This window comes from Shewanella sp. 10N.286.45.A1, from assembly GCF_041470405.1.
Classification (GTDB): domain Bacteria; phylum Pseudomonadota; class Gammaproteobacteria; order Enterobacterales; family Shewanellaceae; genus Shewanella.
Genome location: NZ_JBFRMK010000265.1, coordinates 1 through 26,544, shown reverse-complemented (window position 1 = coordinate 26,544; position 26,544 = coordinate 1). Strand labels below are relative to the sequence as shown.

The 26,544-nt window shown below is 43.9% G+C and carries 26 protein-coding genes; 9 read left to right on the top strand and 17 right to left on the bottom strand.

Annotated features, from left to right (window positions below; all coding sequences use genetic code 11):
- Positions 1 to 176 precede the first annotated feature (176 nt).
- The 8 genes from tatC to rraA all read right to left on the bottom strand — a co-directional run bounded on the left by tatC (position 177) and on the right by rraA (position 6,648).
- Complete coding sequence (tatC, locus tag AB4238_RS18030; protein WP_372034694.1) at positions 177 to 944, bottom strand: twin-arginine translocase subunit TatC; 768 nt, start codon at positions 942 to 944, stop codon at positions 177 to 179.
- Positions 945 to 947: 3 nt separating this feature from the next.
- Positions 948 to 1,343, bottom strand: coding sequence for a Sec-independent protein translocase protein TatB (tatB, locus tag AB4238_RS18025; protein WP_220736836.1), 396 nt, complete (start codon positions 1,341 to 1,343; stop codon positions 948 to 950).
- 6 nt (positions 1,344 to 1,349) lie between these two features.
- A complete protein-coding gene (gene tatA, locus AB4238_RS18020; RefSeq protein ID WP_220736837.1) occupies positions 1,350 to 1,589 on the bottom strand; it encodes a Sec-independent protein translocase subunit TatA in 240 nt (79 codons plus the stop codon).
- 61 nt (positions 1,590 to 1,650) lie between these two features.
- Positions 1,651 to 3,300: a ubiquinone biosynthesis regulatory protein kinase UbiB gene (gene ubiB / locus AB4238_RS18015; RefSeq protein WP_372034693.1), complete on the bottom strand. Its 1,650-nt coding sequence runs from the start codon at positions 3,298 to 3,300 to the stop codon at positions 1,651 to 1,653.
- Positions 3,297 to 3,920, bottom strand: a complete 624-nt coding sequence (locus tag AB4238_RS18010; protein WP_372034692.1) for an SCP2 domain-containing protein — start codon at positions 3,918 to 3,920, stop codon at positions 3,297 to 3,299. Before AB4238_RS18010 ends, ubiB begins: the two co-directional genes overlap by 4 nt.
- A gap of 11 nt (positions 3,921 to 3,931) precedes the next feature.
- Positions 3,932 to 4,687, bottom strand: coding sequence for a bifunctional demethylmenaquinone methyltransferase/2-methoxy-6-polyprenyl-1,4-benzoquinol methylase UbiE (ubiE, locus tag AB4238_RS18005; RefSeq protein ID WP_220736840.1), 756 nt, complete (start codon positions 4,685 to 4,687; stop codon positions 3,932 to 3,934).
- A 248-nt stretch (positions 4,688 to 4,935) separates the two neighbouring features.
- Positions 4,936 to 5,967, bottom strand: a complete 1,032-nt coding sequence (locus tag AB4238_RS18000; RefSeq protein WP_372034691.1) for a formimidoylglutamase — start codon at positions 5,965 to 5,967, stop codon at positions 4,936 to 4,938.
- Between the two features lie 195 nt (positions 5,968 to 6,162).
- Complete coding sequence (gene rraA / locus AB4238_RS17995) at positions 6,163 to 6,648, bottom strand: ribonuclease E activity regulator RraA (RefSeq protein WP_371990734.1); 486 nt, start codon at positions 6,646 to 6,648, stop codon at positions 6,163 to 6,165.
- Positions 6,649 to 6,983: 335 nt separating this feature from the next.
- Between rraA and AB4238_RS17990 the strand changes: the two genes are divergently transcribed.
- From AB4238_RS17990 to AB4238_RS17975, 4 genes are all read left to right on the top strand, one after another.
- Positions 6,984 to 7,235: a YgjV family protein gene (locus AB4238_RS17990; RefSeq protein WP_020910667.1), complete on the top strand. Its 252-nt coding sequence runs from the start codon at positions 6,984 to 6,986 to the stop codon at positions 7,233 to 7,235.
- Positions 7,236 to 7,776: 541 nt separating this feature from the next.
- Positions 7,777 to 8,289, top strand: coding sequence for a phosphatase PAP2 family protein (locus AB4238_RS17985; RefSeq protein ID WP_372034690.1), 513 nt, complete (start codon positions 7,777 to 7,779; stop codon positions 8,287 to 8,289).
- Positions 8,290 to 8,298: 9 nt separating this feature from the next.
- Entirely contained in the window at positions 8,299 to 9,354 is a 1,056-nt protein-coding gene (locus tag AB4238_RS17980) for an MJ1255/VC2487 family glycosyltransferase (RefSeq protein ID WP_372034689.1), read from the top strand.
- Between the two features lie 87 nt (positions 9,355 to 9,441).
- Complete coding sequence (locus AB4238_RS17975; RefSeq protein WP_372034688.1) at positions 9,442 to 10,113, top strand: Crp/Fnr family transcriptional regulator; 672 nt, start codon at positions 9,442 to 9,444, stop codon at positions 10,111 to 10,113.
- A gap of 37 nt (positions 10,114 to 10,150) precedes the next feature.
- Here the strand turns inward: AB4238_RS17975 and tsgA are convergent, their stop codons facing one another.
- The 5 genes from tsgA to hslV form a co-directional block, all read right to left on the bottom strand.
- Positions 10,151 to 11,320 (bottom strand): MFS transporter TsgA, encoded by a 1,170-nt coding sequence (gene tsgA, locus AB4238_RS17970; RefSeq protein ID WP_372034695.1) that lies wholly within the window; start codon positions 11,318 to 11,320, stop codon positions 10,151 to 10,153.
- Positions 11,321 to 11,409: 89 nt separating this feature from the next.
- Positions 11,410 to 12,114: a purine-nucleoside phosphorylase gene (deoD, locus tag AB4238_RS17965; RefSeq protein WP_372034687.1), complete on the bottom strand. Its 705-nt coding sequence runs from the start codon at positions 12,112 to 12,114 to the stop codon at positions 11,410 to 11,412.
- 243 nt (positions 12,115 to 12,357) lie between these two features.
- The gene (locus AB4238_RS17960; RefSeq protein WP_372034686.1) at positions 12,358 to 12,750 is read right to left on the bottom strand and encodes a gamma-butyrobetaine hydroxylase-like domain-containing protein; all 393 of its coding nucleotides are present in this window, start codon (positions 12,748 to 12,750) and stop codon (positions 12,358 to 12,360) included.
- A gap of 92 nt (positions 12,751 to 12,842) precedes the next feature.
- Positions 12,843 to 14,168 carry an ATP-dependent protease ATPase subunit HslU gene (gene hslU, locus AB4238_RS17955; RefSeq protein ID WP_372034685.1) on the bottom strand — a complete coding sequence of 442 codons (1,326 nt, stop codon included), beginning with the start codon at positions 14,166 to 14,168 and terminating at the stop codon, positions 12,843 to 12,845.
- A gap of 50 nt (positions 14,169 to 14,218) precedes the next feature.
- Positions 14,219 to 14,743, bottom strand: coding sequence for an ATP-dependent protease subunit HslV (hslV, locus tag AB4238_RS17950; RefSeq protein WP_372034684.1), 525 nt, complete (start codon positions 14,741 to 14,743; stop codon positions 14,219 to 14,221).
- A gap of 465 nt (positions 14,744 to 15,208) precedes the next feature.
- On the opposite strand from hslV, the gene AB4238_RS17945 reads away from it, so the two are divergent.
- Positions 15,209 to 16,444: a DKNYY domain-containing protein gene (locus tag AB4238_RS17945; RefSeq protein ID WP_372034683.1), complete on the top strand. Its 1,236-nt coding sequence runs from the start codon at positions 15,209 to 15,211 to the stop codon at positions 16,442 to 16,444.
- A 114-nt stretch (positions 16,445 to 16,558) separates the two neighbouring features.
- Here AB4238_RS17945 and AB4238_RS17940 read toward each other — a convergent pair whose 3' ends face one another.
- From AB4238_RS17940 to priA, 4 genes are all read right to left on the bottom strand, one after another.
- The gene (locus AB4238_RS17940; RefSeq protein WP_372034682.1) at positions 16,559 to 17,701 is read right to left on the bottom strand and encodes a hypothetical protein; all 1,143 of its coding nucleotides are present in this window, start codon (positions 17,699 to 17,701) and stop codon (positions 16,559 to 16,561) included.
- Between the two features lie 113 nt (positions 17,702 to 17,814).
- Positions 17,815 to 18,384, bottom strand: coding sequence for an SPOR domain-containing protein (locus AB4238_RS17935; RefSeq protein ID WP_372034681.1), 570 nt, complete (start codon positions 18,382 to 18,384; stop codon positions 17,815 to 17,817).
- A gap of 10 nt (positions 18,385 to 18,394) precedes the next feature.
- Positions 18,395 to 20,140, bottom strand: coding sequence for an arginine--tRNA ligase (gene argS / locus AB4238_RS17930; RefSeq protein ID WP_372034680.1), 1,746 nt, complete (start codon positions 20,138 to 20,140; stop codon positions 18,395 to 18,397).
- Between the two features lie 125 nt (positions 20,141 to 20,265).
- Positions 20,266 to 22,461 (bottom strand): primosomal protein N', encoded by a 2,196-nt coding sequence (gene priA / locus AB4238_RS17925; RefSeq protein ID WP_372034679.1) that lies wholly within the window; start codon positions 22,459 to 22,461, stop codon positions 20,266 to 20,268.
- A 299-nt stretch (positions 22,462 to 22,760) separates the two neighbouring features.
- Between priA and AB4238_RS17920 the strand changes: the two genes are divergently transcribed.
- From AB4238_RS17920 to AB4238_RS17905, 4 genes are all read left to right on the top strand, one after another.
- The gene (locus AB4238_RS17920) at positions 22,761 to 23,498 is read left to right on the top strand and encodes a FimV/HubP family polar landmark protein (RefSeq protein WP_372034678.1); all 738 of its coding nucleotides are present in this window, start codon (positions 22,761 to 22,763) and stop codon (positions 23,496 to 23,498) included.
- Between the two features lie 202 nt (positions 23,499 to 23,700).
- Entirely contained in the window at positions 23,701 to 23,913 is a 213-nt protein-coding gene (rpmE, locus tag AB4238_RS17915; RefSeq protein ID WP_012156969.1) for a 50S ribosomal protein L31, read from the top strand.
- 264 nt (positions 23,914 to 24,177) lie between these two features.
- The gene (locus AB4238_RS17910; protein WP_372034677.1) at positions 24,178 to 24,957 is read left to right on the top strand and encodes a thermonuclease family protein; all 780 of its coding nucleotides are present in this window, start codon (positions 24,178 to 24,180) and stop codon (positions 24,955 to 24,957) included.
- Positions 24,958 to 25,140: 183 nt separating this feature from the next.
- The gene (locus tag AB4238_RS17905) at positions 25,141 to 26,391 is read left to right on the top strand and encodes a malic enzyme-like NAD(P)-binding protein (protein ID WP_372034676.1); all 1,251 of its coding nucleotides are present in this window, start codon (positions 25,141 to 25,143) and stop codon (positions 26,389 to 26,391) included.
- The last annotated feature ends 153 nt before the right edge of the window (positions 26,392 to 26,544 follow it).

The window sequence follows — 26,544 nt, the reverse complement described above, 5'->3', positions numbered from 1 at the left end:
AATGCAATTGGTATTAAAGGTGGCTTGCTACTGCGATTTAGGGTTGTAGGACGGTATGAATTGCAGAGGTGCTCTAAAGTTTAATCAAGCTTTAATGTTACAAACAAAAAAGGTATTGCTTCATCTTCGATGAACGGCAATACCTTTTGTTAACTCGTTGTATTTATACCTTTTGGCTACTTACTGCCTTCACTCTCTTCTGTGGTGTCTTCATCGTCCTCTTCTTCGGACTCACCTTTACTGTAGAAGCGTGCCGCGATCAAGCCACCTTCAAATAACACTAGCATTGGAATAGCGAGCATTGTTTGCGAAATAATATCTGGCGGAGTTAATAACATACCGACGATAAATGCGCCAACCACAATATAAGGGCGTTTCTTCTTCAGCTCTTCCGGTGTTGTCACACCAGCCCAGCATAACAGAACCACTGCAACAGGTATTTCAAAGGCTAAACCAAATGCGAAAAACAGTTTCAGAATAAAGCTTAAATAACTGCTGATATCGGTCGCAACTTCAACGCCATCTGGCGCAACACTAGTGAAAAAGCCGAATACAACAGGAAACACAACGTAATAGGCAAACGCAATACCGAGGTAAAATAGTAACGTACTACTTGCAAGAAGCGGTACAACTAAGCGCTTTTCATGCTTATAAAGTCCTGGAGCAACAAACGACCATATCTGAAACAAAACATAGGGTATGGCAATGAAGAATGACAATACCAGAGTTAGTTTGAATGGTGCAAAAAACGGCGCAGCAACATCGGTTGCAATCATACTGCTCGATTCGGGCAGAGCTTGCATCAATGGAATGGCCATATAATGGTAAATATCATTGGCCCAATAGACCAAACAGATAAACACCAAGAGAACACTACCAATTGCTCGAAGCAGCTTATTACGCAGTTCAAGCAAATGGCTTATTAACGGCTGTTGTTGTGACATGGACTACCCGTTAGGTTTGTCTGACTTTGCGTTCTCTGTCGAAGCTGTCTCGGTAGTTGGGGTCTCTTTGGCGGGTGTTTCTTTTGCCGAAGGAGCATCTTCTACTTGATAAGGACGATTAACAGATTCCGCTGCTTGTTTAAGTTGATCGATTGAATCCTGTAACTCAGGCGCAAGGTTTTTAAGGCCTTGATTTTCCGCTTTTTTCAAATCAGTGTGCAATTGCTCGATTTTAAGCTCTTGCTCCAATTCGTCTTTTACTGAGTTCGCCATCTTCTTCATGGCGCGGATCCAGCCTGAGATTGAGCGCACGGCGACTGGAAGTCTTTCAGGGCCAAGTACAACTAGCCCCAAGACTCCAATCAACAGCAACTCCATAAAGCCGATACCGTCGAACATAGTCGATTACGCCTGTTCTTTGTCCTTAGATTCAGCCTTTTTTTCGGCTGTGTCAGTGCTTTCTGCTGTCTTTTCAGCTGCACTGTCTTCTAGAGCCTTCTTCTCTTCTTCAGAAGACATGGCGTTCTTGAAGCCTTTAACTGCTCCACCTAAATCGCCACCTAGTGAGCGTAACTTCTTAGTTCCAAACAATAATACTACAATTAATGCAATAATAAGAAGTTGCCAAATACTAATGCCACCCATGTACGAATCCTCTTAATTTAGATACTGGTTCTATTATGAACCTTTGGTTATTTAGGTCTAGCTAAAATTTGCGATTCTTTGGCCTAGATCGCCATCCGAGCACCCATAAAATGAGGCCAGCGCCGATGCTGCCGTAAGAAGCCCATAGTGTAGCGTCTTGATTTAACAAAATAGTGCCGCAGATCACTAAACTAGCGGATGTGATCAAAAGATAGTTACTTTTATGGGCTTTTTGCTGATGTTTTAGATATCGATCGAGCAATTTGTTATGGGTTTTAGCCAGATTACGGCCCATTTTTAAATTGTCGTAGATAAGTTCTGGTAACTCTGGCAGCTGATCGGCCCAATAAGGGAGCTGCTGCTTAATTTTTCCTGCCATAGCTTTAGGGCCAACTTGCTCTGCCATCCAATCTTCTAAGAAAGGTTTAGCGGTCTGCCATAAATCCAGCTGAGGGTATAACTGACGCCCGAGACCTTCAATGTAGAGTAAGGTTTTTTCAAGTAATACCAACTGTGGTTGCACTACCATGTCGAATCGACGAGCGGTTCTAAATAGCTCTAGTAGTACGTGGCCAAATGAGATCTCATCCAGTGGTTTATTAAACATTGGCTCGCAGACGACTTTAACGGCTTGTTCAAAGGCGCTAACATCAGTATCGGCAGAGACCCAGCCCGATTCGATGTAGAGCTGCGCAATACGGCGGTAATCGCGGTTAAAGAAAGCAAGAAAGTTTTCGGCTAAGTAACGCTTATCTTCATCGGTAAGTGTACCCATAATGCCGCAGTCTAAACCGATGTAGAAAGGATCGTTAGGGTGCTCGCGGCTGACAAAAATATTGCCTGGATGCATATCAGCATGGAAAAAGTTGTCACGAAATACTTGGGTGAAAAACAGTTCGACGCCACGTTCAGCCAGTAGTTTTAAATTGGTGCCTTGGGCTTCTAGCGCTGCTTTATCTGAAACGGGTACACCGTCGATACGCTCCATGACGATGAGACGAGTGAAGCAGAGCTCTTCGTACATATAAGGAATATAGAGTGCATTTGAATCAAGGAAGTTATTGCGCAACTTTATTGCATTGAGTGCTTCTAGCTTAAGGTTTAGCTCGCCTTCAATCGTAGTGCGATAATCTTCAATCACTTCTGCTGGACGTAGGCGGTTATTGGCGCCAAGCAATGTTTCTAAAAAGTCAGCGGCTTGCGACATCAGCTGAATATCTGCATGCACTTTTTGCTCGACATCAGGGCGCAATACTTTAAGTACGACTTTGGCACCATTGGATTTGAGTGTTGCGGTATGCACTTGTGAAATCGATGCTGATGCGAGTGGAGTATCTTCGAAATCATCGAAATAGGTTTCGATAGGCGCATTGAGTGCTTGTTCGATTGACGCGCGAGCAATAGCTGAATCAAAAGGAGGCACTCTGTCTTGCAACATCGCCAGCTCTTCTGCCCACTCATCGCTGAGTAGATCGCGGCGAGTCGACAGCATTTGGCCAAACTTAATGTAAACAGGCCCAAGCTCTTGCATTGCAAGCTTTAAGCGTTCACCACCGACTTTATCTTTGTGTTTATTTCTAAGCCAGAATAAGCTGCCTCTTAACAACTTAAAATACCAAGGCGTTACCTTTGAAGGGATTAAATCATCGAGACCATAGTGAAGCGTGGTGCGGATGACTTGATAAGCGCGCTTGATACTTTTTAGTGTCATTGTTTAGCTTTAACCCTGTTTAGTAGTTGCTCTATCCGTGAGCCTAAAGCGTCGACGTCTAGTGCGATATCCTCGATAGTATCACTTAGGTGAATATATTCGAGCTTATGCGGCGCCAGTCGATACTCTTCGGTGGTTAATTGACCTAAATGAGAGCGAGTCTTTTGAAAGACTTGGCTGAGATCTTGTTTAGCTTGCTTTAAACCTTGGCTGACAAAATGGGTAGGAGCATCACCTATATACTGAGAAAGTGGTTCAGCTAAGTCTAGCTCGACACTTTGCATATAGTGGCTAAACGACTGCAGTAAACTCAGGTCACCTTCAAGGCTAAGCTTGTCTTGCTTTACAAGCTCAGTGAGGTTTGCCCCTTCAGTTAGTTGGTACAGCGTGGTGATATCGGCATTCACCTTGGTGGTTACATCACCTTCATATTGGCTAAATACTTGGATCTGTTTAGCAAAGAGAAGGTAAAGAGGCCAACGTAGTTGAGTCAGTTGAATGCAAAGCACTTTGCCGTGAAGACTACGCAGTGAGCTGTAGTCTTCTGGCGATTGAGCAATTAGCTTGTTTAAGCTAACCTCAATCGCCGCGCAAGTGAGTAGAGACATGTCACGAGACATAGTGAGTCCAATCAGAATTTATAACCTTTATGCAATGCCACAATACCGTCAGTCATGTTGGTATAGTTTACCTGCTCAAAACCTGCGGTTTCCATCATCTGCTTCAAGGTCTCTTGATCCGGATGCATACGAATAGATTCGGCTAAGTATTCGTAACTGTCAGCATCTTGGGTAATAAGAGCGCCCATTTTTGGCATTACTTTAAAGCTATATAGGTCATAAACCTTACGCATAATCTCATGCTTTGGTTTAGAGAACTCAAGGATCAGTAGTTTTCCACCTGGCTTTAATACTCTCAACATTGATGCAATGGCTGCGTCTTTGTCGGTCACATTACGTAAGCCAAAAGCGATAGTGATGATATCAAAGTGGTTGTCTGGGAATGGCAGTGCTTCAGCATTTGCTTGCACGTAGTTCACGTTGCCAACAATACCTTTGTCACGCAGCTTCTCACGGCCGACCTTGAGCATTGAATCATTGATATCCGCTAAGGTTACTTGGCCTTTTTCGCCGACAATGTGCGAAAATTTAGCTGTCAGATCACCTGTGCCACCGGCTAAATCGAGTACCTTCATACCAGGACGTGCACCAGCACTTTCGATGGTGAAGCGTTTCCACATACGGTGGATACCAAAAGACATTACGTCATTCATTATGTCGTATTTAGCGGCAACAGAATGGAATACGCCAGCGACCATGTCGGCCTTTTGCTCAGCTTCAACGGTCTTGTAACCGAAGTGAGTGCTCTTTGGAGTTTCCTCTGACATCTATCTATTCCTATACGTTAACTGTTGAATTATGGCGATTGTATGCCATCAAACTGAATTGCTGAATCTTTCATCTATCACTATGTGATGGATCTATCAATCAGCCACTGGATCTAGCGAAAATAAGCAAAGATGCAGGCAATCGTAAAATTGACTGCGCATTACACCATAATACCAATCAATGTTGAATCGTTATTATTCTAATTGTATTAAGTAATCTGTGTATGACGATCTGCTATTACTGTTCACTACAATGCATTAATACGTCCGTGGATGTAGCTATAGATCAATTCACTGATACTTTGTCCAGTTTCGCGGTAACCAGCCTCAACACCTGCAACATGACAGCTTGGTGCAGCTTCTGCTAAATGTAGGTATGCACAAGGACAGTGCTTAGCGACATAGCTCACGTAGAGCAGGGCATCAAGTAGCGGCACTCCAGCTGCCGTCGAGGCGCTGCTAGGCATATTGGTGATAGCATCTAAATCTAGCTCTATCGCTACGGGTAGTTGACTGCTGTTAAGCTTGTTAGTGATGGATTTTAGCGCAGTATCTAAAGCGAGTTCTCGTCTAACCCAGATCTGTTGAAAAGTATGCCAATCACCACCAAAAGCCTTAAGTTGCTCTAATGTTGCTTCGCTATTTTTAAGTTCGTGGAGCCCTAGCACATGGTAAAGCCCTAAAGCGCCAGATGCTGCAGCGTAACTAAATCCATTACCACTATGACGACCTTCTCTGGGCCTGAAATCTGAATGAGGGTCAAGATTCACGGCTGCAATAGGGCGCTTATGGCTGGATTTTGCTGCCATGAGTAATCCATAGGCATTGTTATGGCCGCCACCAATCACAATAGGCTCTAGTCCTGCTTGCATTACCTGAGATACCACTGCAATCACGCGTTTATCTAAGTGTTCTACATTGTGACGAAGCTGCTCAGCATCAGTGCCATCGGGTAGTTGTAAATCTGTGGTTTCAATTTGCCCGAGTAGTAAACACTCTGCACCATCCAAGAAACGGTTAGACTGCATATTAGTGAACTGCTGCATGGCACTGTCAAAAGCATCGGTCGATCCGCCGCGGCCCAAATTGGCGCGAGGACCGATGTCTTCGCCAATACCAATAATGGCGAAACGGCAATTTGCTGCTTTAGCTTGAGTTAGCTCTGTCGCAAGATCATGACTTGCTGGAATACGCAAACGTTGACCTAGTTTTGTCTCACCCTCTCTTGGGCTGAGTAAGTTGGTTAACTTGGTGCTGGTGAAGGGAGTGACGTACTTCATATTCTTATTCTTATTGTTTAAAGCCTAATGGACGATAGTGTAATACCAATCGTAGCTGTTTGCCAAAATGCATCAGAGTCACGATTTGTAGCTATCAGCTGGACTTGCCGTGGTAAAACAGCCATTAAAAAAGCCAGCGGTTAGGCTGGCTTAACGGGTCGAATTGAAAAGAGCAGGGCTCTTCACAACCCATCGCTAGTCAATATCTAGCGGCTCTGGAGATAAAATAATACCAGTGTTATCGGCATAAACATGGTCACCTGGTAAGAAAGTCACACCGCCAAAGTTGACTGGGATCTCAGGCTCACCAACCGCATTGCCATCGGCGCCGACAGGAATAGATGCCAAAGCTTGTACGCCAATATCTAAATCTTCTAATGCATCAACATCACGTACAGAGCCGTAGATGATAATCCCTTCCCAGTTATTATCGACAGCAACCTGAGCGATTGATGCATCGAGTAAGGCGCGGCGCAGTGAACCACCACCATCAACTAATAGTACTTTGCCTTCGCCATCTTCTTGCAGAGCATCGATGATAAGGCCGTTATCTTCGAAACATTTTATGGTGCTGATAGAACCACCAAAAGAGTTACAACCACCGTAATTACTGAACATCGGTTCGACAACATCAACCACATCGATATAAGTGTCACAAAGTTCTGAGGTGTTGTATTCCATAAGAACGCTCCTGCTGGGTAGGCATAGCTCATAAATCTGAGCAAATAAGTAATTTAAACCAGTATATAAGGGATTCTTGAAAAGAAAAGTGTTATCAATCACGCAATTGTCTATAAAGGCAACGTTTGAAGCTATTGTGGTAATATTTCAACACCTCGATTACTAAAACAGCAAAAACATGACTTGGGTCATTATATAACGTTTTTTTATTACCAATTTGGTTCAATTTTGTTAGCATGCATGCAGATATATTAACTTAACTTAATTTTGAGTCGCTTTAGGGGCACGGATCCCCCAGTTAGCTTAGGGAAGGCAGAGGGCCTAAAAGGTGCCTTATGGAAGCTATTAATACTATTGAAATCATTGGTTACGCTGCATCAGTGATGGTCGCGATTTCACTGATGATGAAAGACATCATCTGGTTGAGATGTTTAAACTTTACTGGTTGTTCACTGTTCGTCATTTACGGTGCATCAATCGAAGCTTGGCCTGTAGCGGGTATGAACGCTTTCGTAGCGTGTATCAATATCTACCACCTACTAAAGATCTACCGCAATCGTAATAATGCTGAACTTGCTGCTGATTAAGCCTGTTTCAAACTAACTAGCCTGATTATCTATCGATGATTGGGCTAGCAGATTGACCTCTCCTCTTGACCCCCCCGGTTTGCTATCAATTGTTATAAGTCATTGCTCTACTCAGAGTGCTTTTGGCGAACTAATTCAAGGCGAATAATTGCCATAATGGTTGTTCCCTTTTGCATTTATTCAACACCGAAGTCGGAAGCCAAAAAACTCCTTAGAGGCGAGTTTTAGCAGCTCTGATGCTGGGTTAATGAGCTTGAACGTAGAACAACTATGCGCTTCACTCATTGCAAACCACATGGCCTAGCATGTTCCTGGTATGCTTAAGGCATTCCCTCCATCCTCGGAGGTCAGATGTGATGAATGTCATTCATGCCGGAGCATTTAATGACCTTGCCTCAAAACCGCTAAACTCTCGCTGAGCGACCAAATCTTTATACCGATTGGCATAATTTCTCTATGTCATAAAACTTTAGGTTCTTTGTCACTTAGACGTCATGCACATTTCATAGCTTGCTATCAAACAATGTTTTGGGAGCTTGCAATGTTCGCCTCAATTTCAAGGTTAGATAAACGCTGCTATCGATTTGTAGTGCGCCATGGTCAAGACAATGGGCTGCAGCCATTAGCATTAACGTTATCCTCCTCGGGTAATGGCCCTGCTTATCTCTATGTTGCGCTGCTATTTTTATTGTTAGACAGCAATGGCGAGTCGCTACTTAACATGTTACTAGCAGCTTATTTGATTGAACTCCCTCTGTACCTAGTCCTTAAAAATATGATCCGCAGGCAGCGTCCTTGCCATGCTTTAGCTGATGGTGTTGCACGTTTTGAACCCGCGGATAGGTTCAGTCTGCCATCAGGGCATACTGCAGCTGCCTTTGTGATGGCGAGTAGTATCTATCTTCTCTATCCACAACTGTTCTACTTTGCCGCCTTGTGGGCCATCGCGATTGGTTTATCACGGGTGATCCTCGGGGTTCACTACCCGCTCGACATTGTGGCTGGTGCAGCACTTGGTGTGTTTTCTGTTTTATTAAGCCAACAACTATTTTAGGAGTTAGCATTGAAAATCCTTTATGGAGTGCAAGGCACGGGCAACGGCCACTTAAGCCGCGCTAGAGTGATGGCCAAAGCGATGCAAAAACAAGGAGTAGATGTTGATTTTTTCTTTTCTGGCCGTTCAGCAGAGCAGTTTTTTGATATGCAATGTTTTGGCCAGTATCAGGTGCAGTCAGGACTGACCTTTGCGACCCAAAATGGTCGAGTCAATGTGGCACAAACCGCTAAAATGAATGCTTGGTTTGGGTTTGTTAAGGATGTCAAAAACCTCGATTTAAGCAGTTATGATTTGGTGCTCAATGACTATGAGCCAGTGTCTGCTTGGGCAGCTAAGAACCAAGGGATACCATCGATAGGGATCAGTCATCAAGCCGCGTTAAATTTCGCGGTACCCAAAGCGGGTGATAGCTGGTTTAACGAAACAATGCTGAACTACTTTGCACCCGTTGATATTGCACTGGGCTGCCATTGGCATCATTTTGGTTTTCCTATTTTGCCGCCGTTTGTTGAGGTAGATAAAATTGATAGAGTTCTGTCATCTCAAGTGCTGGTATATCTGCCTTTTGAATCGCCGCAATCGATTGTTGATTTTCTAACGCCATTTCCAGATTACACATTCTTGGTTTATCACGCTGGTCGAAGTCCGCAAAATTTACCTGCTCATATTAAGTGGAATGGCTTCGATAGAGACGGTTTTAAAGCCGCGATGGCCCGTTGCGGCGGCGTTATTGGTAATGCAGGCTTTGAGCTGGCGAGTGAAGCACTGACGTTAGGTAAAAAATTACTGATAAAGCCTTTGCTTGGCCAGTTTGAACAGCTATCAAATGTTGCGGCGCTTGAGCTGCTTGGCGCCGCAGAGTGTATGAAATCAAGTCTTGAGCCGCATGCACTACGTCGCTGGTTAAAGGCGCCTATGCCAGAAGCTATTAGTTATCCTGAGGTGGGAGATGCATTAGTCAGTTGGATACTTAGCGGTGACTGGCGCGAGCCAGAGGTTTTATGTGAGACACTTTGGTCACAAGTTAACTTGCCACTAAGCTGGCAAAAAAAGAGTGGTTAAGCAGTAACTTTAAAAAAGGATATTGGTAAGTGACTTGAGTATACTGGTTAAGTCTTTCGCCAATTGACTATCCAGACCGATATAATTATGCAGCTAAAACCACTTGAAAAAGGGCGCTTTCACGCTTTATGGCAGCAAAAACATGATGCTATTGAGCAGATTATGCGCGAGTGTATTACCGAAACAAAAACAGTCCCCGCTCAATATAAGTTGATGCAGCAGGGCCAGCAGGTGAACGACCTATACTTGGTGCCTCATGGGCGGATCTCAATGGGCTATACCGCCAGAAACGGTCGCAGCTTTCAACTGGGCACCATGACCTGTGATTCGCAATTGTTTGGTGAGATGGAGTTTTTTACTGATTACTTATGCCAGCTGGATATTGTTGCTGAAGAGCCATTAGAGTTGACGGTTATTAATGGTGAGAAGCTACAGCAAGCGTTGCTTAAAACACCGCAGTTTGCGCTGTTCTTTGCTAGTGCAATTGCAATAGATTATCAAGATACCGTTGATATTTTTACCCGCAGAATGCTGTATCCCATCGCCTATAATATCGCTTACGATCTCTATCATCAGTATTTGAAAGACCAACCTGTTGAAGGGTTTACTAAGTGCTATTTAGAGGCTGAGCGTTTTGCTACTACCGACAGAGTTTATCGCCGAGCGGTTAAAAAGCTGGAAGATCTGCAGTTGATTAAGCGTGATAGAGAGGGCTTGGTGATTTGCGATTTAGAAGGCTTGAAAGCCTTTATAGAGTAAACCTCAAACCAAAGGATTGAGGTTTACTCTGCAAGCTTTAGGCTGTTTGCGCCGTTAGAGCTGCTTTTTGTTTATTCGAGATAAGCAACATTGCGATAATTAAGCCGTAGATAACAGGGATAGCGTACATCACCGTTTGTAGGCCAATGATGCTTTCGAACATTGAGCTAATTGCTGGGCTGAACATCGCACCGGCACTACCACTTATCAAGATGTAAGAGACATTGCGGCTGCTGGCAGTTTTCACAAATGACACACCGTAAGCGATAAAGGCGTTGTAAAGTGCGGCACAGGCAAAACCGTAACCGTAAGTTAGGTAGCCAATCCAAGCCAGATTCTCAGTAGTAACAATCATACCGGTGATAATCAGCGCCAGTGAAATCATCCCCATGATAAAATGCTGGATCTTCACTCTTGATACAATCACTGTTGATACGAGTGCGCCAATAAGTGCTGCAGACCAATACTGGGTGATGATATTACCCGCTTCTTCAAAAGGAATATCAAACTTCTCTTTGACGAACATAGGTGCCCAAGTCAGGAAGGTGTATAGCGCCAACATGCCAAGGAACAAACCTAGGCCACCGCTAATGATCCCAAGGTTCCACTCTGACTCATCTTTGCCGGTATCGCTTGATGTTTGGCTTTCAACCAGTGAGAAGTTAGTCGCAAGCGCTATAGCGGCAGTCGCCAGCGCGACAATACCCACGGCTAAATAGCTGTAGCTCCAAGAAAGCGCATTGCTTAATGCGTACGTCGTGATAAGTGGGAAAACCACACCTGCAACGTTAAAGGTAGCGTCTTGTACAACTAACATGGTGCTTTGGATTTTGTCTTTCCAAACTGATACTACAATTGTGCCAGCGATACATAGACCAACGCCACCGCAAAGGCCGATCACTGTCATGGCGATCATCACCACTGACAATGAGCTGGTGAAATGAAGTGCTGCGGCACTAAGTGCGATGCTGAAATAGCTTATAAGGGTGATGCGCTTTACACCGATTTTTTCAATCAAGAAAAAGGCGGCAATGGTACCTGCGAGTGCACCGCCATTGAGTAGCGAGAAGATTGAAGCTACTTCATTAACGTTAGCTGAAAACTTTTCTGCAATCGGTTCAATTAACATACCAAACTGGGTCGCAAAGCCTGCCATGACGAAGTTGGCTAAAAAACTGAGCAATGTTAAGGATATTTTATTTTTCATCATCTGTTCCTAGATCTAATTTGCTGTATCAAATTTTATGAATATAAAACTAAGCCGCATGACAGCGAGTATCATGCGGCTTAAAATTGTTACTGACAGGCTGTTTCTAATGCCAGCTCAATCATTTGATTAAAAGTTAACTGACGGGCCTCTGCACTGGTCTCTTCGCCAGTTAAGCAGTGGTCAGATACCGTTAGAATTGCTAACGACTCGAACCCTAAGTGGTGGGCTAGGCCATAGAGTCCAGCAACCTCCATATCAACACCCAATACGCCAAAGCGTTCTAGCGCAGGGATCATGTCTTCATCAGGGTCGTAGTACATGTCGCCACTGAATACGTTACCCACTTTGACATTGATCTGTTTTTGCTGGGAGATAGCGTACGCTTTGTGTAGTAGATCAAATGTGGCTGATGTCGCCATTTGGTAACCGCTGCTACGCTTAGCATTGGTTGGCGAGTCTGTGCCAGCTGCTTGCGCTAGAATCACATCGTTAATTTTGACATCTTGCTGTGTAGCGCCAAGGCTACCAACCCGAATGATGCGCTTCACGTTAAAATCAGTGACCAATTCGTGGGCGTATAACACCATTGAAGGGATGCCCATACCGTGTCCCATAACTGAAATACGCTGGCCTTTATAGAAACCAGTATAGCCAAACATGTTACGGATATTAGTGACTTCTACCGCGTCATCTAGAAAGTTTTCGGCAATATATTTAGCGCGAAGCGGGTCGCCAGGCATGATCATTGTCTCGGCAAAATCACCGGCTTTACCATCGATATGTGCAGTCATGAGTAATCCTCTTTTTTGATTACAACCGATACTAATAGCCTGATTGTGATCCGTAGAGGACATAAGTCCGCATAGGCTGATTAATACACTATATCAGCTGTTCGATCACAAAAAAGGCGCCGTTAGGCGCCATTTTTGTGAAGTTAAATTGATTGTCACAGGCTGATACGTGACTTAGCTCATTGGTTAATCCCAAAGCCGCTAAACTCTCGCTGAGCGAGCAAACCTTTATCCTGGCCGGTATTACTTATGATATTTAACCGCCATATCGATAAGCGGTTCACGGCTAGCTTTCTCTGCACGCAGGCGCGCTAGGTATTTTTCCCAAAGATCCACTTGGTGGGTCGCGAGATCATACAACACCTTCCACGAGAACAGTCCGGTATCATGGCCATCATCAAACACAATCTTAACCGCATAGTTACCTACAGGCTCAATAGCTGAGATATTAACGTTCTTTTTGTGGGTAACCAGTACAGGATTACCGTGACCATGAACTTCAGCTGACGGTGAATACACTCTTAGCATTTCGCAGCTAAGTTGATAGGTTTCACCATTATCAAACTGCATCTCTAACTGGCGTGATTTACGCTTCAGCTTTAATGATTCAACATTGGGGCTAGTGTCTTGGGTCATAAGTTTGCCAGTAAGTAATGGGATCTAAAAACAGAATAGCGGCTAAGCACCTAAAAGTCCTTAACCGCTATCACTCATTGAGCTTTTGCTCGCTATAGAATAAAGCGGCTCAAGTCTTCGTCTTGTACCAAGTTATCTAGGTGCGCTTTGACATAATCGGCATCAACAACAGTCACTGAACCTGATTTGTCAGAGGCTTCATAGGAAAGCTCTTCCATCAAACGCTCCATAACAGTGTGTAGGCGACGAGCACCAATATTTTCGGTGCGCTCATTGACCTGCCAAGCAGCTTCTGCAACGGCATCAATACCAGATTCGGTAAACTCAACTTTAACGCCCTCAGTACCCATTAGAGCAACATATTGCTCTGTCAGTGATGCATGAGGTTCTGTCAAAATACGCTTAAAGTCATCTGCTGATAGTGCTTCAAGCTCAACACGAATAGGTAAGCGCCCTTGTAGCTCAGGGATTAAGTCAGATGGCTTAGACATCTGAAATGCCCCTGACGCAATAAACAAGATATGGTCAGTCTTAACCATGCCGTGTTTAGTATTAACTGTACAACCTTCAACGAGAGGCAGTAGGTCGCGCTGAACACCTTCACGAGAAACATCTGGGCCTGAAGACTCTCCGCGCTTACAAATTTTATCAATTTCGTCTAAGAAAACGATGCCGTGCTGTTCAACCAATTCGATCGCTTGCTCTTTTAGATCTTCTTGATTGACGAGCTTGGCAGCTTCCTCTTCGATTAACAGCTTGTGCGCTTCTTTAATCGGCATCTTACGACGCTTACTTGCACCTGGTCCCATATTCTGGAACATGCTTTGTAGCTGATTAGTCATCTCTTCCATGCCTGGAGGCGACATGATTTCAATACCGGCTTGCGGTGCAGAAACGTCAATCTCAATCTCTTTGTCGTCGAGTTGACCTTCACGTAGTTTCTTACGGAATACTTGACGTGTTGCGTTGTCGCTTGGCTTTTCGTTGTCCCAATCTTCCTTTGGCTTAGGCAGTAGTGCGTCGAGAATGCGCTCTTCAGCGGCTTCTTCGGCTCTAAACTTACATTTCGCCATCTGCTCTTCACGAGTCAGCTTAATTGCTGAATCGGTTAGATCGCGAATGATCTGCTCAACTTCTTTACCCACATAGCCGACTTCAGTAAATTTGGTCGCTTCGACTTTAATGAAAGGCGCCTTTGCAAGACGGGCTAAGCGGCGAGCGATTTCAGTTTTACCGACACCGGTTGGGCCAATCATTAGAATGTTTTTTGGGGTCACTTCTTGACGAAGATCAGCAGCAAGCTGCATTCGGCGCCAGCGGTTACGCAGCGCGATAGCGACAGAGCGTTTTGCTTTCTGTTGACCGATAATGTGACTATCAAGTTCATGCACAATCTCGCGGGGTGTCATTTCAGACATATTCTTTCCTCATGCTTAAGCATCAGTCTTAGTATTAAACGATAATTCGCTTAGTACTTTAATTCTTCGATGGTCTTAAATTGGTTGGTGAACACGCAAATGTCACCTGCAATTGTCAGTGATTTTTCAGCGATTTCAATCGCGCTAAGATCGGTGTTCTCAAGCAAAGCTGTTGCTGCTGATTGGGCAAAGTTGCCACCAGAACCGATAGCGATTAGGTCATTTTCAGGCTGAACCACATCACCGTTACCAGTGATGATTAATGATGCTTCACCGTCGGCAACGGCAAGTAGTGCTTCCAATTTACGTAGCACTTTATCTGAACGCCAATCTTTGGCCATTTCGACCGCGGCGCGCATAAGATGACCTTGATGCATTTCGAGTTTGGCTTCGAAACGCTCGAATAGAGTAAATGCATCTGCTGTACCGCCAGCAAAGCCTGCCAATACCTTGTTGTGGTATAGACGACGAACTTTTCTAGCATTGCCTTTCATCACGGTATTACCGAGAGAAACTTGGCCATCACCGGCGATAACAACTTGGTTATTACGGCGTACTGATACGATAGTGGTCACGATAAATCCTCTTCTCTAGCCAGCGACAATGTGTCTGCTGGTTGACGATAATACAGATATGGGGGTGGTTGTATAAATATCAAGGGGCTATTGCTTCAATCAGGCCGAAGCCTCTTTAAAAATCAAAGGGCAGACATTTTCTTCTTTGCGTATACATGTTTCAGCCCTATATATCATTGCTACTGCATAAGTAGTTGTTTGTATGCTACTTTGTTATATGTTAAACCGACTGAGTATTGACCTTATATTCGCTTGTGATTTAATGTGACGCTTGTAAATCTAGCTTCCATTTTTGACTTTTGATTACATAGGATGTGTGCTTTGAAGTTTATCTGTATTTTGTTCTGTACTACTTTGCTATTTGGCTGCCAATCTAACTCAAAGTATATTTATAACGACACTAAGGTATTTTGGGTAAAACCGGACTTTTCAGATCGTAATCACATAAAGGGAAAAAAGGTTCCCATGTACGGAGTCGATATCCCTTCTTTTAAAATCCTGAAGGAGAATGTCTACGCTTTAGATAACTCGTCTGTTTACTACTACGGTATCCCAATAGCTTTTGCTCAACCAAGTAGTTTTAAGCCTTTGAATCGTAGTTACGCAATTGATAGCGAACATGTATTCCTAGACGGTGAGCTGTTAATTGATGCGAAGCCAAATGACTTTACGTTCTTTAAAAACAATACCAATTATTCAAAAAGTAACGATCTTCTATTCTATAAGAAAAATAGTTTTACTCCTTGTGATGCGACTAAATTTCAACCAATTCCTAAACATTTTAGATGGGCTACGGATCAAAAGTGTGTTTATTTTGAGAATCAAGTATTGGCTGGTGTAGATGTGAACTCTTTTCTTCCTGTCAATTTTCAATATGCAAAAGATAAGTATGGGGTTTTCTATAAGAGTGAAAGGGTTAGCGGGATCGATGTCAGCTCTTTTAAAGTAGTGAGAGGCTATAAGTTCGACGCAAGAGACAGCCTACACTGTTATAGAGCTGCGTCAATTGTTGACTGCCAAACTGGAAAGAGCCAGCAAAAATTAACAGAGACTGAAGTCGATAATAGAGTCTCTAATATTGTGCAGGGGTGGTTACAGGAAAAACGGCAAATACTAGCCCGTGCTCAACGGGATCAAAATACGAATATTGCTAGAATATTAAATGTTATGGGTAAAAATGCCGGGACTGAGGAGTTAGGTGATATTAAACGATTTGAGAGGGCCAAAAAAGATTCTGGATTATCTCTGGTCACCACAGATCTAATGCCTGAAAGAATTAGCTTCCAACTCGACATCCTGAATACCGAGAGTGTCCGTTATAAAGTTTTTAATTCATCGGTTTACGGAGTTATGAGTCTTGAGTTTGATGCGGATGGAAAAATAATAGAGGAGCCAGTTTATACGTCGAGAGGCTATGAGCACCGGAGTTACAGACCAAATAAGTGCAGTTTTCGTGTAGGAATGTGTATTGAGGACTTTGAGGTCATATCACCATCAGTATCTTATAAGAATATACTTGAAGTTAACTCTAGTTATCAAAATGGTGTGTGGCGAAGGGCGATAAAGCAGCCAAATGGCTCTTATGTTCATGAAGTTTTTATTTATAACCGCTTAGGGCTTCCTGTTTATTATTCAAAGAGTCGCGATGAACAGTTAGAGTTTGAGATGATGAGAGAAGACCTAAAGCTTTTAACTCTATAGAGTTAAACTCCATATATTTGAATTTATTGTGTGTATTCGCCGTATGAAATGTACGGCGAAATTTTTTGCTTAAACTAATTAAATTTAAATGCGTTATGGTTTTATAGATACCCTCTACTGCTTCTTTAGTCGAGTGATAAGCGCTGCTCTTTGTTGCTCGAGTTTATCTAAGGTCATTTGGTGGGCACTAAATGACGGCATACCTGTACAGAGGATATATTTTCCCAACGGGTTGTAGATATTGCTAGTTATACCCTCGATAGATAACCCCGTATCGCAGTCAGTTTGTATGGCTGAGTTAGTTAAAATCGCCGCATAACGATTGGCTGTATCTTGGTTCTGCATTAAGGGTGACAGTAAGGTGCTGACTATTTGGCTTGCTGTATCTACGTAGCCATCATCGGCTTGAGCTGAAGCGATAGTTCTTATGAAATAGGACCATTCACCTAATTTAGCCTTGTTTAGCGATAGTACTTCTGCGGTTATCGGCTTATTCCAACTCGCTGGGAGAGTCACAATATTGGGTTCTACTTCGCTTTGGCTGAGTATAACTTCACCAAGCTGCATGTTGACTGAAATTGCAGCTGCACTGACCATTTTATTGATCAGTATGTGGGTATTGCTAGATACCTCTAGCCAAAAAAGCATATCTTGATCGATTGCTTGAGCGGTGGCTTTTGCTGAACTCGAATTTAGATTTTGATAAACATCAAGCAGGTAAAGCTTTTGTGCCAACAACAGTTCTTTAAACGGCATGGGATTTATATCAGCATTGAAAGAAGGGCTGTCATGCCAGTTGCTCATTTGCAGTAACTGTTGATAGCGATTGATTAGCCAACGGTTGTTAGATAAGAGAGTGTTAAGATCAGTGTTTTGCCTGAGATTAGCGCCGCAGGCCGCCGCAAAATCATCTTCAGCTAAACAGTTTTCAAGTGGCAAATTAGGCAGAGCATATTGCTGCGTTTTATCGGCACTTAAAACATCTTTGTTTTGTAGATTATGCAGAGATTCGAGCCCAATTGTTATTGGTGACTTATCTTTGGCGGAGCCAAAACCTAGTGCAAAAATGTAAGCATTGTCATTGTGATTTTTAGTGAGGGTGCTATCTACTTTTACTATTTGAGTAAGGTAACGCTGTGACTGCTCTGACGGCGCCACGTCACGTATATTGATAAGCAATAAGATAAGGTACAACGCAATTGGGGCCAGCACTATTGTTAATAAAGCCCATTTTAGCGTAAGTAAGAAGTGGCGCATGAACTAGCCTTTTAGTCATTGCTTTGTTTAGATAATGCAGTTTACCTTATTTATTGAAGATACAAAAAAGCGCTGCATGGGCAGCGCTTTAAAATAGTGAATAGGTTTCGAGGTTAACTTTCCCAGAACCAGATTTGGCAGCCGTTTGTGCCAGAGTTTTGCAGCACATGACGTTGTCTTTCTGCATCACGTTTCTTGTCATAAGGACCAAGAACGACCTTGTACCAAATACCGCTTGAGCCTTTCACTTTGCGAACTTGCGCTTCTAACCCTTGAAATGCGATCATCGCTTTAAGTTGATTAGCCTGAGACTCTTTTCTAAACGAACCACACTGCATCTGGTATGGACGCTTAGGTTTGTCTGAAACTTCGGGCAGATCCACTTCTACCTTTTTATTCTCTAGCTCTTCAAGGTAGGTCCACTCCTCCTCAGGGGCGGGTGGTAGCGCATTAGGATCCTTTTTTACTGTGGCCTTTTTAGGTTTCTCTACCACAACAGGCATAGTGACTGCTTCGTCTGTATCATTGAGCAGCCATAGCAGATAACCAAAACCTGCTAGACCTAAAAGAGTAATGATAAATACCAATACTGGGAAGCGCTTAGGCGGATTCCCTTTTGACCCACGCTTTTTGGCATTGCCTTTGCGCGTGGGTTTACGATTTGCGTAGTCACGACTGGTCATGGTGTTACGATTACATCCGCTCTAAAGTTTCTAGTCCTAGCAAGTTAAGCCCTTGCTTCAGTGTTTTAGCTGTTAGTTGAGCGAGTAGTAAACGGCTCTTCTTCTGTGCTTCGGTATCAGCTGCTAGTACTGGGCAAGCTTCGTAGAAGCTTGAGAATGCGCCCGCGAGTTCGAACAGGTAAGCACATAATGCATGTGGCTGACCTTTATTCACAACGCGGTTCATCACTTCACCAAACTGAGCCAACTTAGTGCCAAGGTCTTTCTCTTTTTCATGTTCAAGCACGATTTTAGCATCGCTTAAATCAACATCTTGTGCACGTTTAAAGATCCCTGCAACACGAGTGTAAGCATAAAGTAGGTATGGCGCTGTGTTACCTTCAAAGCTGAGCATCTGTTCAAAGCTGAAGATATAATCGCTAGTTCGGTTTTTAGAAAGATCGGCATATTTCACCGACGCAATACCGACTACGCGCGCGATTTCAGCAAGTTCAGCCTCATCCATATCTGGATTCTTGCTACGAACAAGTTCAAGTGCACGAGTATCAGCTTCTTTAAGCAGATCGATAAGTTTTACCACCCCACCAGAGCGAGTCTTAAATGGACGGCCATCTTCGCCATTCATGGTGCCAAAGCCCATGTGCTCGAAGCTCATCTCTTCACGGACAAACTTAGCGGTTTTAGCGAGCTTGAACACTTGCTGGAAATGCAGTGCTTGACGTAGATCGACAAAATACAGCGCTCTATCTGCTTTTAATACGTTTGAACGGTAACGCATCGCTGCCATGTCACTGGTTGCGTATAGGTAGCCGCCATCTGCTTTTTGGATAATAACCGGCAGTGGCTCACCTTCTTTGTTTTTGAATTCGTCTTGGAAGACAACTTTAGCGCCATTACTTTCAGACAATAAGCCTTGGCTATCTAAATCAGCAACTACTTGCTCTAAGTCATCATTGTACGAGCTTTCGCCACGCACATCTTGGCGAGTTAGACTTACGCCTAAACGCTCATAGATCTCATGGCAATGGCTGAGGGAGATATCGTTAAACTCACGCCATAGCTTGTTGCAGTATTCATCGCCAGATTGCAATGCAACTACCAGCTTACGGGCGCGGTTGGCAAAATCTTCTGATTCGTCGAAACGCACTTTAGCGGCGCGGTAGAAGTTTTCTAAATCTGAAAGCTCCATTTGTGCTTGTTCGCCATTGGCGGCACGTAACTCTTCCATGTAAGCCAGTAGCATACCAAACTGAGTGCCCCAGTCTCCTACATGGTTTTGGCGGATCACCTTGTGGCCCATAAACTCAAGCGAGCGGACTACGCTGTCACCGATAATGGTCGAACGTAAATGACCAACATGCATCTCTTTGGCTAGGTTTGGCGACGAGTAGTCAACAACCACAGTTTGCGATGCAGGCAAGCTCACGCCTAAATGATCACTATTGAGCGCATCCATTAATTGATTGGCGAGCGCGTTGTCATCAATAAAGAAGTTGATAAAACCTGGGCCTGCAATTTCGACCTTTTCTACATGGCTAGATTGCGGCAAGTTATCGATGATCAACTGGGCGATTTCGCGCGGTTTTTTGCGTGCGGCTTTGGTCAGCATCATCGCCAAGTTAGTCGCAAAATCACCGTGACTCTTATCTTTGGTTCGGTCGACTTGAATGCGGGCTTCAAAATCAGCAGGAACAACACCTTGTTGTTTAAGGGCATTTAACGATTCAGCGAGTAAAGATTGAGTATGTGATTTCATTGGCGTTTAATCGGCACTTACAAGTAGTGAAAAATAATAGGAGTAACCGACTATTTTAGCCGCTTGTGGCACCTAATTACTATCCTCTAGCGAACTTTTTCTGCTTTAGTTTAAATAAACTCGATTTAAAGTAGATCTTGTGGATCACGATCGAGACTCCAGCGACACTTTTTAGCCAACGGCAGTTGCTCAATTTGCGGCAATGCTTGTTCAAAGGCTTGTTGCAACTGATTGCGATTTTTAGTCTGAAATAATAGTTGGCGACGATACTTGCCCGCTTTTCTGTCAAGTGGCGCAGGCATTGGCCCAATCACTTCACACTCTTCGTTTTGTGGTAGTAGCGCACCTATCTGACTGAGCAGCGCATCGGCGTCCGATGCTTGATGAGCTTCGGCGCGGATAAGGATCATGTGCCAAGCTGGAGGCAGCAGTGCTTGCTTGCGTTCATTAAGCTGATTACGTGAAAACTCACCGTAGCCTTTGTGCATCAACTCGCGCAGCATAGCGTTATCGCTTTGGTGGGTTTGCAGTAACACTGTGCCCGGTTTGTTTGCACGGCCGGCACGGCCTGATACTTGAGTATAGAGCTGACCAAAACGCTCAGGCGCTCTAAAGTCGGCACTAAAAAGTGCACCATCGACATCAAGTAAACCGACTAAGGTGACATCGGGAAAGTGATGACCTTTGGCAAGCATTTGGGTGCCGACCAAAATTTTATACTCCCCTTTATGGATTGCATTGAGGTGACCCTCTAGTGAGCCTTTATTACGGGTGGTGTCGCGATCAATGCGAACAACAGGATGGTTAGGAAACTCTTTTTCTAAAAAGCTCGCCAGTTGCTCGGTGCCTACGCCTTGCCCTGCCAGCATGGTGCTACCACATTGATGACACTGTTTGGGGATAGCGTATTGATTGCTACAGTGGTGACAACGGATCTCTCCTAGTGCTTGATGCACCGTAAAGAAGGCGTCACAACGGTCGCACTCATGTAGATGGCCGCATTCATGGCAAATTAGCGCCGGCGCAAAACCACGACGATTAAGAAATAGAATGACTTGATTGCCGGCATCGAGGTGAATGCGCATCTCATTAAGTAGTGCGTGGGACATGCCTGAACGCAGTGGCTGATTGCGAATATCGACAATCCCTTGGCGCACTTTTTCGGCGTTACCTGCGCGCTTACCCAGCTGCAGATGCTGATAACGGCCGCTAAGGGCATTCTGTAAGGTCTCAAGCGATGGTGTAGCAGTGCCTAACAACACAGGAATATCTTCTAAATGAGCGCGCATAACGGCCAGATCGCGTGCGTGATAACCCACCCCCTCTTGCTGTTTAAAGCTTGAGTCATGCTCTTCATCTAAAATGATCACCCCAGGATGCGCCATTGGCGTGAATAGTGCTGAGCGCGTACCAATGATGATGGCAGCTTCCCCCGTTTTTGCATAACGCCAAGCATCTAGCCTTTGGTTATCGGTCAAACCAGAATGGATGACGGCCACTTTGACATTAAAGCGGCGTCTAAAGCGGTTAATTGTTTGTGGGGTTAAACCAATTTCGGGTACTAGCACGAGTGCTTGCTTTCCCTGCTTGAGGATGGTTTCAAGTAGCGCCAAATACACTTCTGTTTTGCCTGAGCCTGTTACCCCTTCAAGCAGGGTGCAGTGATAATGTGATTGCTGAGTCAGTGTTGCAACGGCGATAGCTTGCTCGGGGTTAAGTCTGTGGGGCTCCTCGGTCATCTCAAGCTCAGTCTGCCAGCTTAAATCGACAGTGCCGATGCGTGACTTTTTAGCAATCCAGCCTTTATCTTCAAGTGCTTTAAGCGCCGCTTTACTCAGTGCTAATGTTGTTATCTCATGATGCTCAAGTTCGCGCTCAGTAAGTGCATTAAACAGTTTTCGCTGGGCGGGAGCACGGTTGAGCTGGTTTACATCAGCTTCGCGCCCGGCATCAGTTAAACTCCAATAGTTTACGGTTGCGGCTTTGGCTTCTGCGCCTTTTCTTAGGGCGACAGGTATGGCCTGAGAGAGCATTTGACCTAGGCTACAGAAGTAATATCTTGCAGCCCAAGCCGTTAGTTTATAGAGTGAATCAGGTAACAGTGGTGCATCATCTAAAATGCTAATCACTGGCTTTATTTGTTTTGGTGTTAAGTTGCAGCTATCTGTTACAGCAGTAATGAGACCGATCAGCTGCTGACGACCAAATGGCACTTGGACTCGCATGCCTTTTTGAGGCGCGATATCGATATGTTCTGGAACTTGATAGCTAAAGGTTTGCCGCATTGGAACGGGGAGTGCGACCTCAACAAACAAAGGCATAAAACTCTATTTCGATAGGAGATAAGCCGTTAGTGTACCGAGGCGAGTCAGCCAGAGCTAGTCAGATTTAACTAATATGTGGATTCAATGTTAGGGGCGGTAGATCTTTCATGGTTACTTTTACGGCAGTTTAAATAGCCAAGAAGCGCGGCCCTTCGGGTTTGTTTCAATGCTTTTATCGCAGCGTGACGAGCTTTCACTTAGCTAGCTGAGTGTCATCGCTCAAGCCTTGCCCTAAAACCATTGAACTGGTACAAAAACTAAGCTCGAAAGAACAATAGCCCTTCGGAAAGGAAACGATGAATAAAATAATAACATTAACATTGGTAACATTAGCGCTATTTAGTACAGCGGTTATCGCAGAAGTTTCTCATGTCAGCATCAATCAACGGCTCTTTGAGCTGGGCGGCTACCCTAAGTTAAAGGTCAATATTGTTTCTAGCCATAAAAACCCTAATAAGGTGCAGTTCTTTTTGCGCCAATCAGTTGGTGAAGAACGTTTGGTAGCAAAATCTCTAAATAGTTTTTCATTATTAGTTAGCGGTGTTGAGGATGTGGTTGATAGCGAAGCGGTATTGGTGGTTAAAGAGCATCGCATTAACCGCTGGCGAGAAGTGAGCGTGCTCAGCATATTTAACGGTGAGAGTGTGGATAGCCAAACGGTTGATAAGGTGACGAGTAAACCGATCCCCGCTAAAACTCAGCAGCCAGTTAAGAGTAGTAAAGAGATTGTCAGTACTCGAACAGCAAGCACCGCGACTGTTAAAGTGAAAATAAAAGATAACTGCAATATCGACTTTAATGGCAGCGAAACACTGTGGCGCATTGGTTTACGTCAGTCTAAAGTCTGGAGCATCAGCACGTACGGCGCGATGCTAGCAATTTTTGATGCCAACCCGAGAGCATTTAGAAAAAGTAGCATTAACGGCTTAAGAGCGGATGCAAAATTACAATGCCCGTCTCAGGCTATATTGGATCAATATAGTGATGCGGTTGCGGCTGAAGAGCTTTACGACTCGATGGATCAACCTTTATAGAGCAAGTGTTTTTCGTAAGTTGCTTTTTGTAAGTTATAAGATAATAGTGCGGATGTAAGCGGCCTGGATTTTTATTTGCAGGCCGCTTGAATCTAGGGGGGAGTTACTGTATCATCCTGCGCCCTAAACTATCTATTAACTGCATGTGGTGTCCGACTTCGGGTTGGAAGAGCGACATGGCCTTAAACTTGAGGTAATTCCAATGAAAGCAGGCATTCATCCTGATTATGCAGAAATCACTGCAACTTGTACTTGTGGTAACGTTATCAAAATTAACTCTACTGTAGGTAAAGACTTACATTTAGACGTTTGTGGTGCATGTCACCCATTCTACACTGGTACCCAGAAAGTTATGGATACTGGCGGACGTATCGATAAGTTCAACAAGCGCTTTGGTGCACTTGGTAAGAAGTAATTTTACTTCTACACTGAATTTTAAAAAGGCGCCTTTCGGCGCCTTTTTGCTATTCTGAATTTGAGATTGAGATATTAGGCTTGGCTTTATCGAAATGCATTGAGTCATAGTTGGTTGAGATGGAATTCAAAATGCAGAGGTAAGTAGGCCATTTCTATTTAGCCCTGTCTCGTCATGGAGTGCGCATTAAGATGCTTATCGAATTGAAAGGTTTAGGGCTTTAGAATTGATTAACGACTTAAATGCAATAGGTATGAGGTACCAATGAGATTACTGCAACTATTCACTTGTTTGATATTGGTGTTTACTGCTCCATTGCTGCAGGCGAGTCAATGTATGCCTATGAGTTTTGATGAGTCTGTAGTGCTCGATTATGTTAATGATGGCGATACGCTTACCCTGCAAGATGGCCGCAGTGTGCGATTGATAGGAGTCGATGCGCCTGAATTAGATTTCAAGTCTAGCGCTTTATCACAACCATATGCTGTTGAAGCTAAATCGTTTCTACAAAGTCATCTCAAGCCTGGACAAACACTAAAATTAGCATTTGGCCAGCGTAAACTGGATCCATATGGTCGCACACTAGCCTATGTATATACCGAGCAAGGCGAGCATCTGCAGGAGTTACTGCTTGCTAATGGTTTTGCCAAGTCAAAAGTGTTTCAAAATGATATGTTTTGGCAATGTTTAGCTGATATTGAAACTGTTGCACGACGTAATAATATCGGCCTATGGCAACATCAAGACTATAAAGTCCGCACGGTGGAAACTCTTTCAAGAGAGGATAGCAACCGTTGGTTAGAGATCCGAGGAGTTGTAACTGGTTATGAAAGAAAAGGTCAGCTTTTTGAGCTTATAATCGATGAAAAGTTAGTTTTGATGATAGCTAAGCAAGATATCGGTAAGTTTTGCAACATTTTGAACCTGAAACTGCTACAAAGCCCCGTTTTAGTGCGAGGTAAGGTGTATTTTTATTACAGTAAGTGGCGGCTAAATGGCAGCCATCCATCACAGATAACCGTTGAAAAAGACAGTTTGAAATAATATATAGCGATAAAGTTAAAATTTTGGCAGATCTTATTTGAAATGCTTCTATATTCGAGTATCTTAGCGGCTATCAGTATACGATTTTATTTAGGTTTACATTTTAAAGGCCTTAACCTAAATAAACGTTTTGCTGTCGACCTTTCGCATTGGATTATATTAGTCGCACTCAGGATTAGAAAAATGGCAGATCTTCGTCAACAAGCCCTCGATTATCATGAATTACCCGTACCAGGTAAAACAGCAGTTTGCCTTACAAAACCCGCTGAAACGAGCATGGACCTAGCACTGGCGTACAGCCCTGGTGTTGCTGAGCCTGTTCGTGAAATTGCAGCAAACCCTGAAAATGCATATCGTTATACAGGCAAAGGTAATACCGTTGCCGTGATCTCTAACGGTACTGCTATTCTTGGTCTTGGTAATCTAGGTCCGTTGGCGTCTAAGCCTGTGATGGAAGGTAAAGCGTTATTGTTTAAACATTTTGCCGATATTGACGCAACTGATATTGAAGTTAAACATAGAACTTCAGAAGAGTTTATTAATACTGTTGAGGCTATTGCTGACACATTCGGCGGTATTAATCTTGAAGACATTAAAGCACCTGAGTGTTTTGAAATAGAAAAAGCCTTGATTGAGCGTTGTAACGTTCCGGTCTTTCATGACGACCAGCACGGCACTGCAATTGTCACTGCCGCTGGTATGATCAATGCTTTAGAGATCCAAGGTAAGTCGATTGAAGAAGCGGTATTTGTTTGTATGGGAGCTGGCGCTGCTGCTATCGCCTGTATGACGATGCTCGTTAAGTGTGGTGCGCAACGCGAAAATATCTACATGCTAGATAGAAAAGGCGTTATCCACACTCGTCGTGAAGACATTAACGAGTATAAAGCACTGTTCGCTAATAACACCGATAAGCGCACGTTGCAGGATGTTATTAAAGGCGCTGATGCTTTCTTAGGTTTATCTGGTCCCGACGTACTCGGTGCTGAAGATGTTGCTTTGATGGCTGAAAAACCTGTGATTTTCGCTTGTTCAAATCCAGATCCAGAAATTAGACCTGAAATTGCGCATGAAACACGTAAAGACTTAATCATGGGGACTGGTCGTAGCGACTACCCTAACCAAGTTAACAACGTATTGTGCTTTCCATTCATTTTCCGTGGTGCATTAGATGTGCGTGCTTCGCAGATTAATGATGAGATGAAGATTGCGGCAGTGCATGCGATTGCAAACTTAGCCAAAGAGGCGGTACCAGCTTCTGTATTAGCCGCATACCCTGACGTGAGCTCATTAGAGTTTGGTGCGGACTACGTTATTCCTAAGCCAATGGATCCGCGTTTATTGCCAAACGTGGCTAAAGCGGTAGCGCTTGCAGCTATTGAGTCAGGTGTAGCAAACATTACGACACTGCCTGTGGGTTATATGGAGTCGTAATTACTCATTTAAATGAGGTGAACAAAGGGGCTTCGGTCCCTTTTTTGTTTTCTAGCGTTTTGTTTTGCCTTTTACTGGCCGCTGTTTAATAATCGCTAATAGCTGGCAATTCAGTTTTATTGTTAATATTAAAATAATGCCAATTGCATTAAA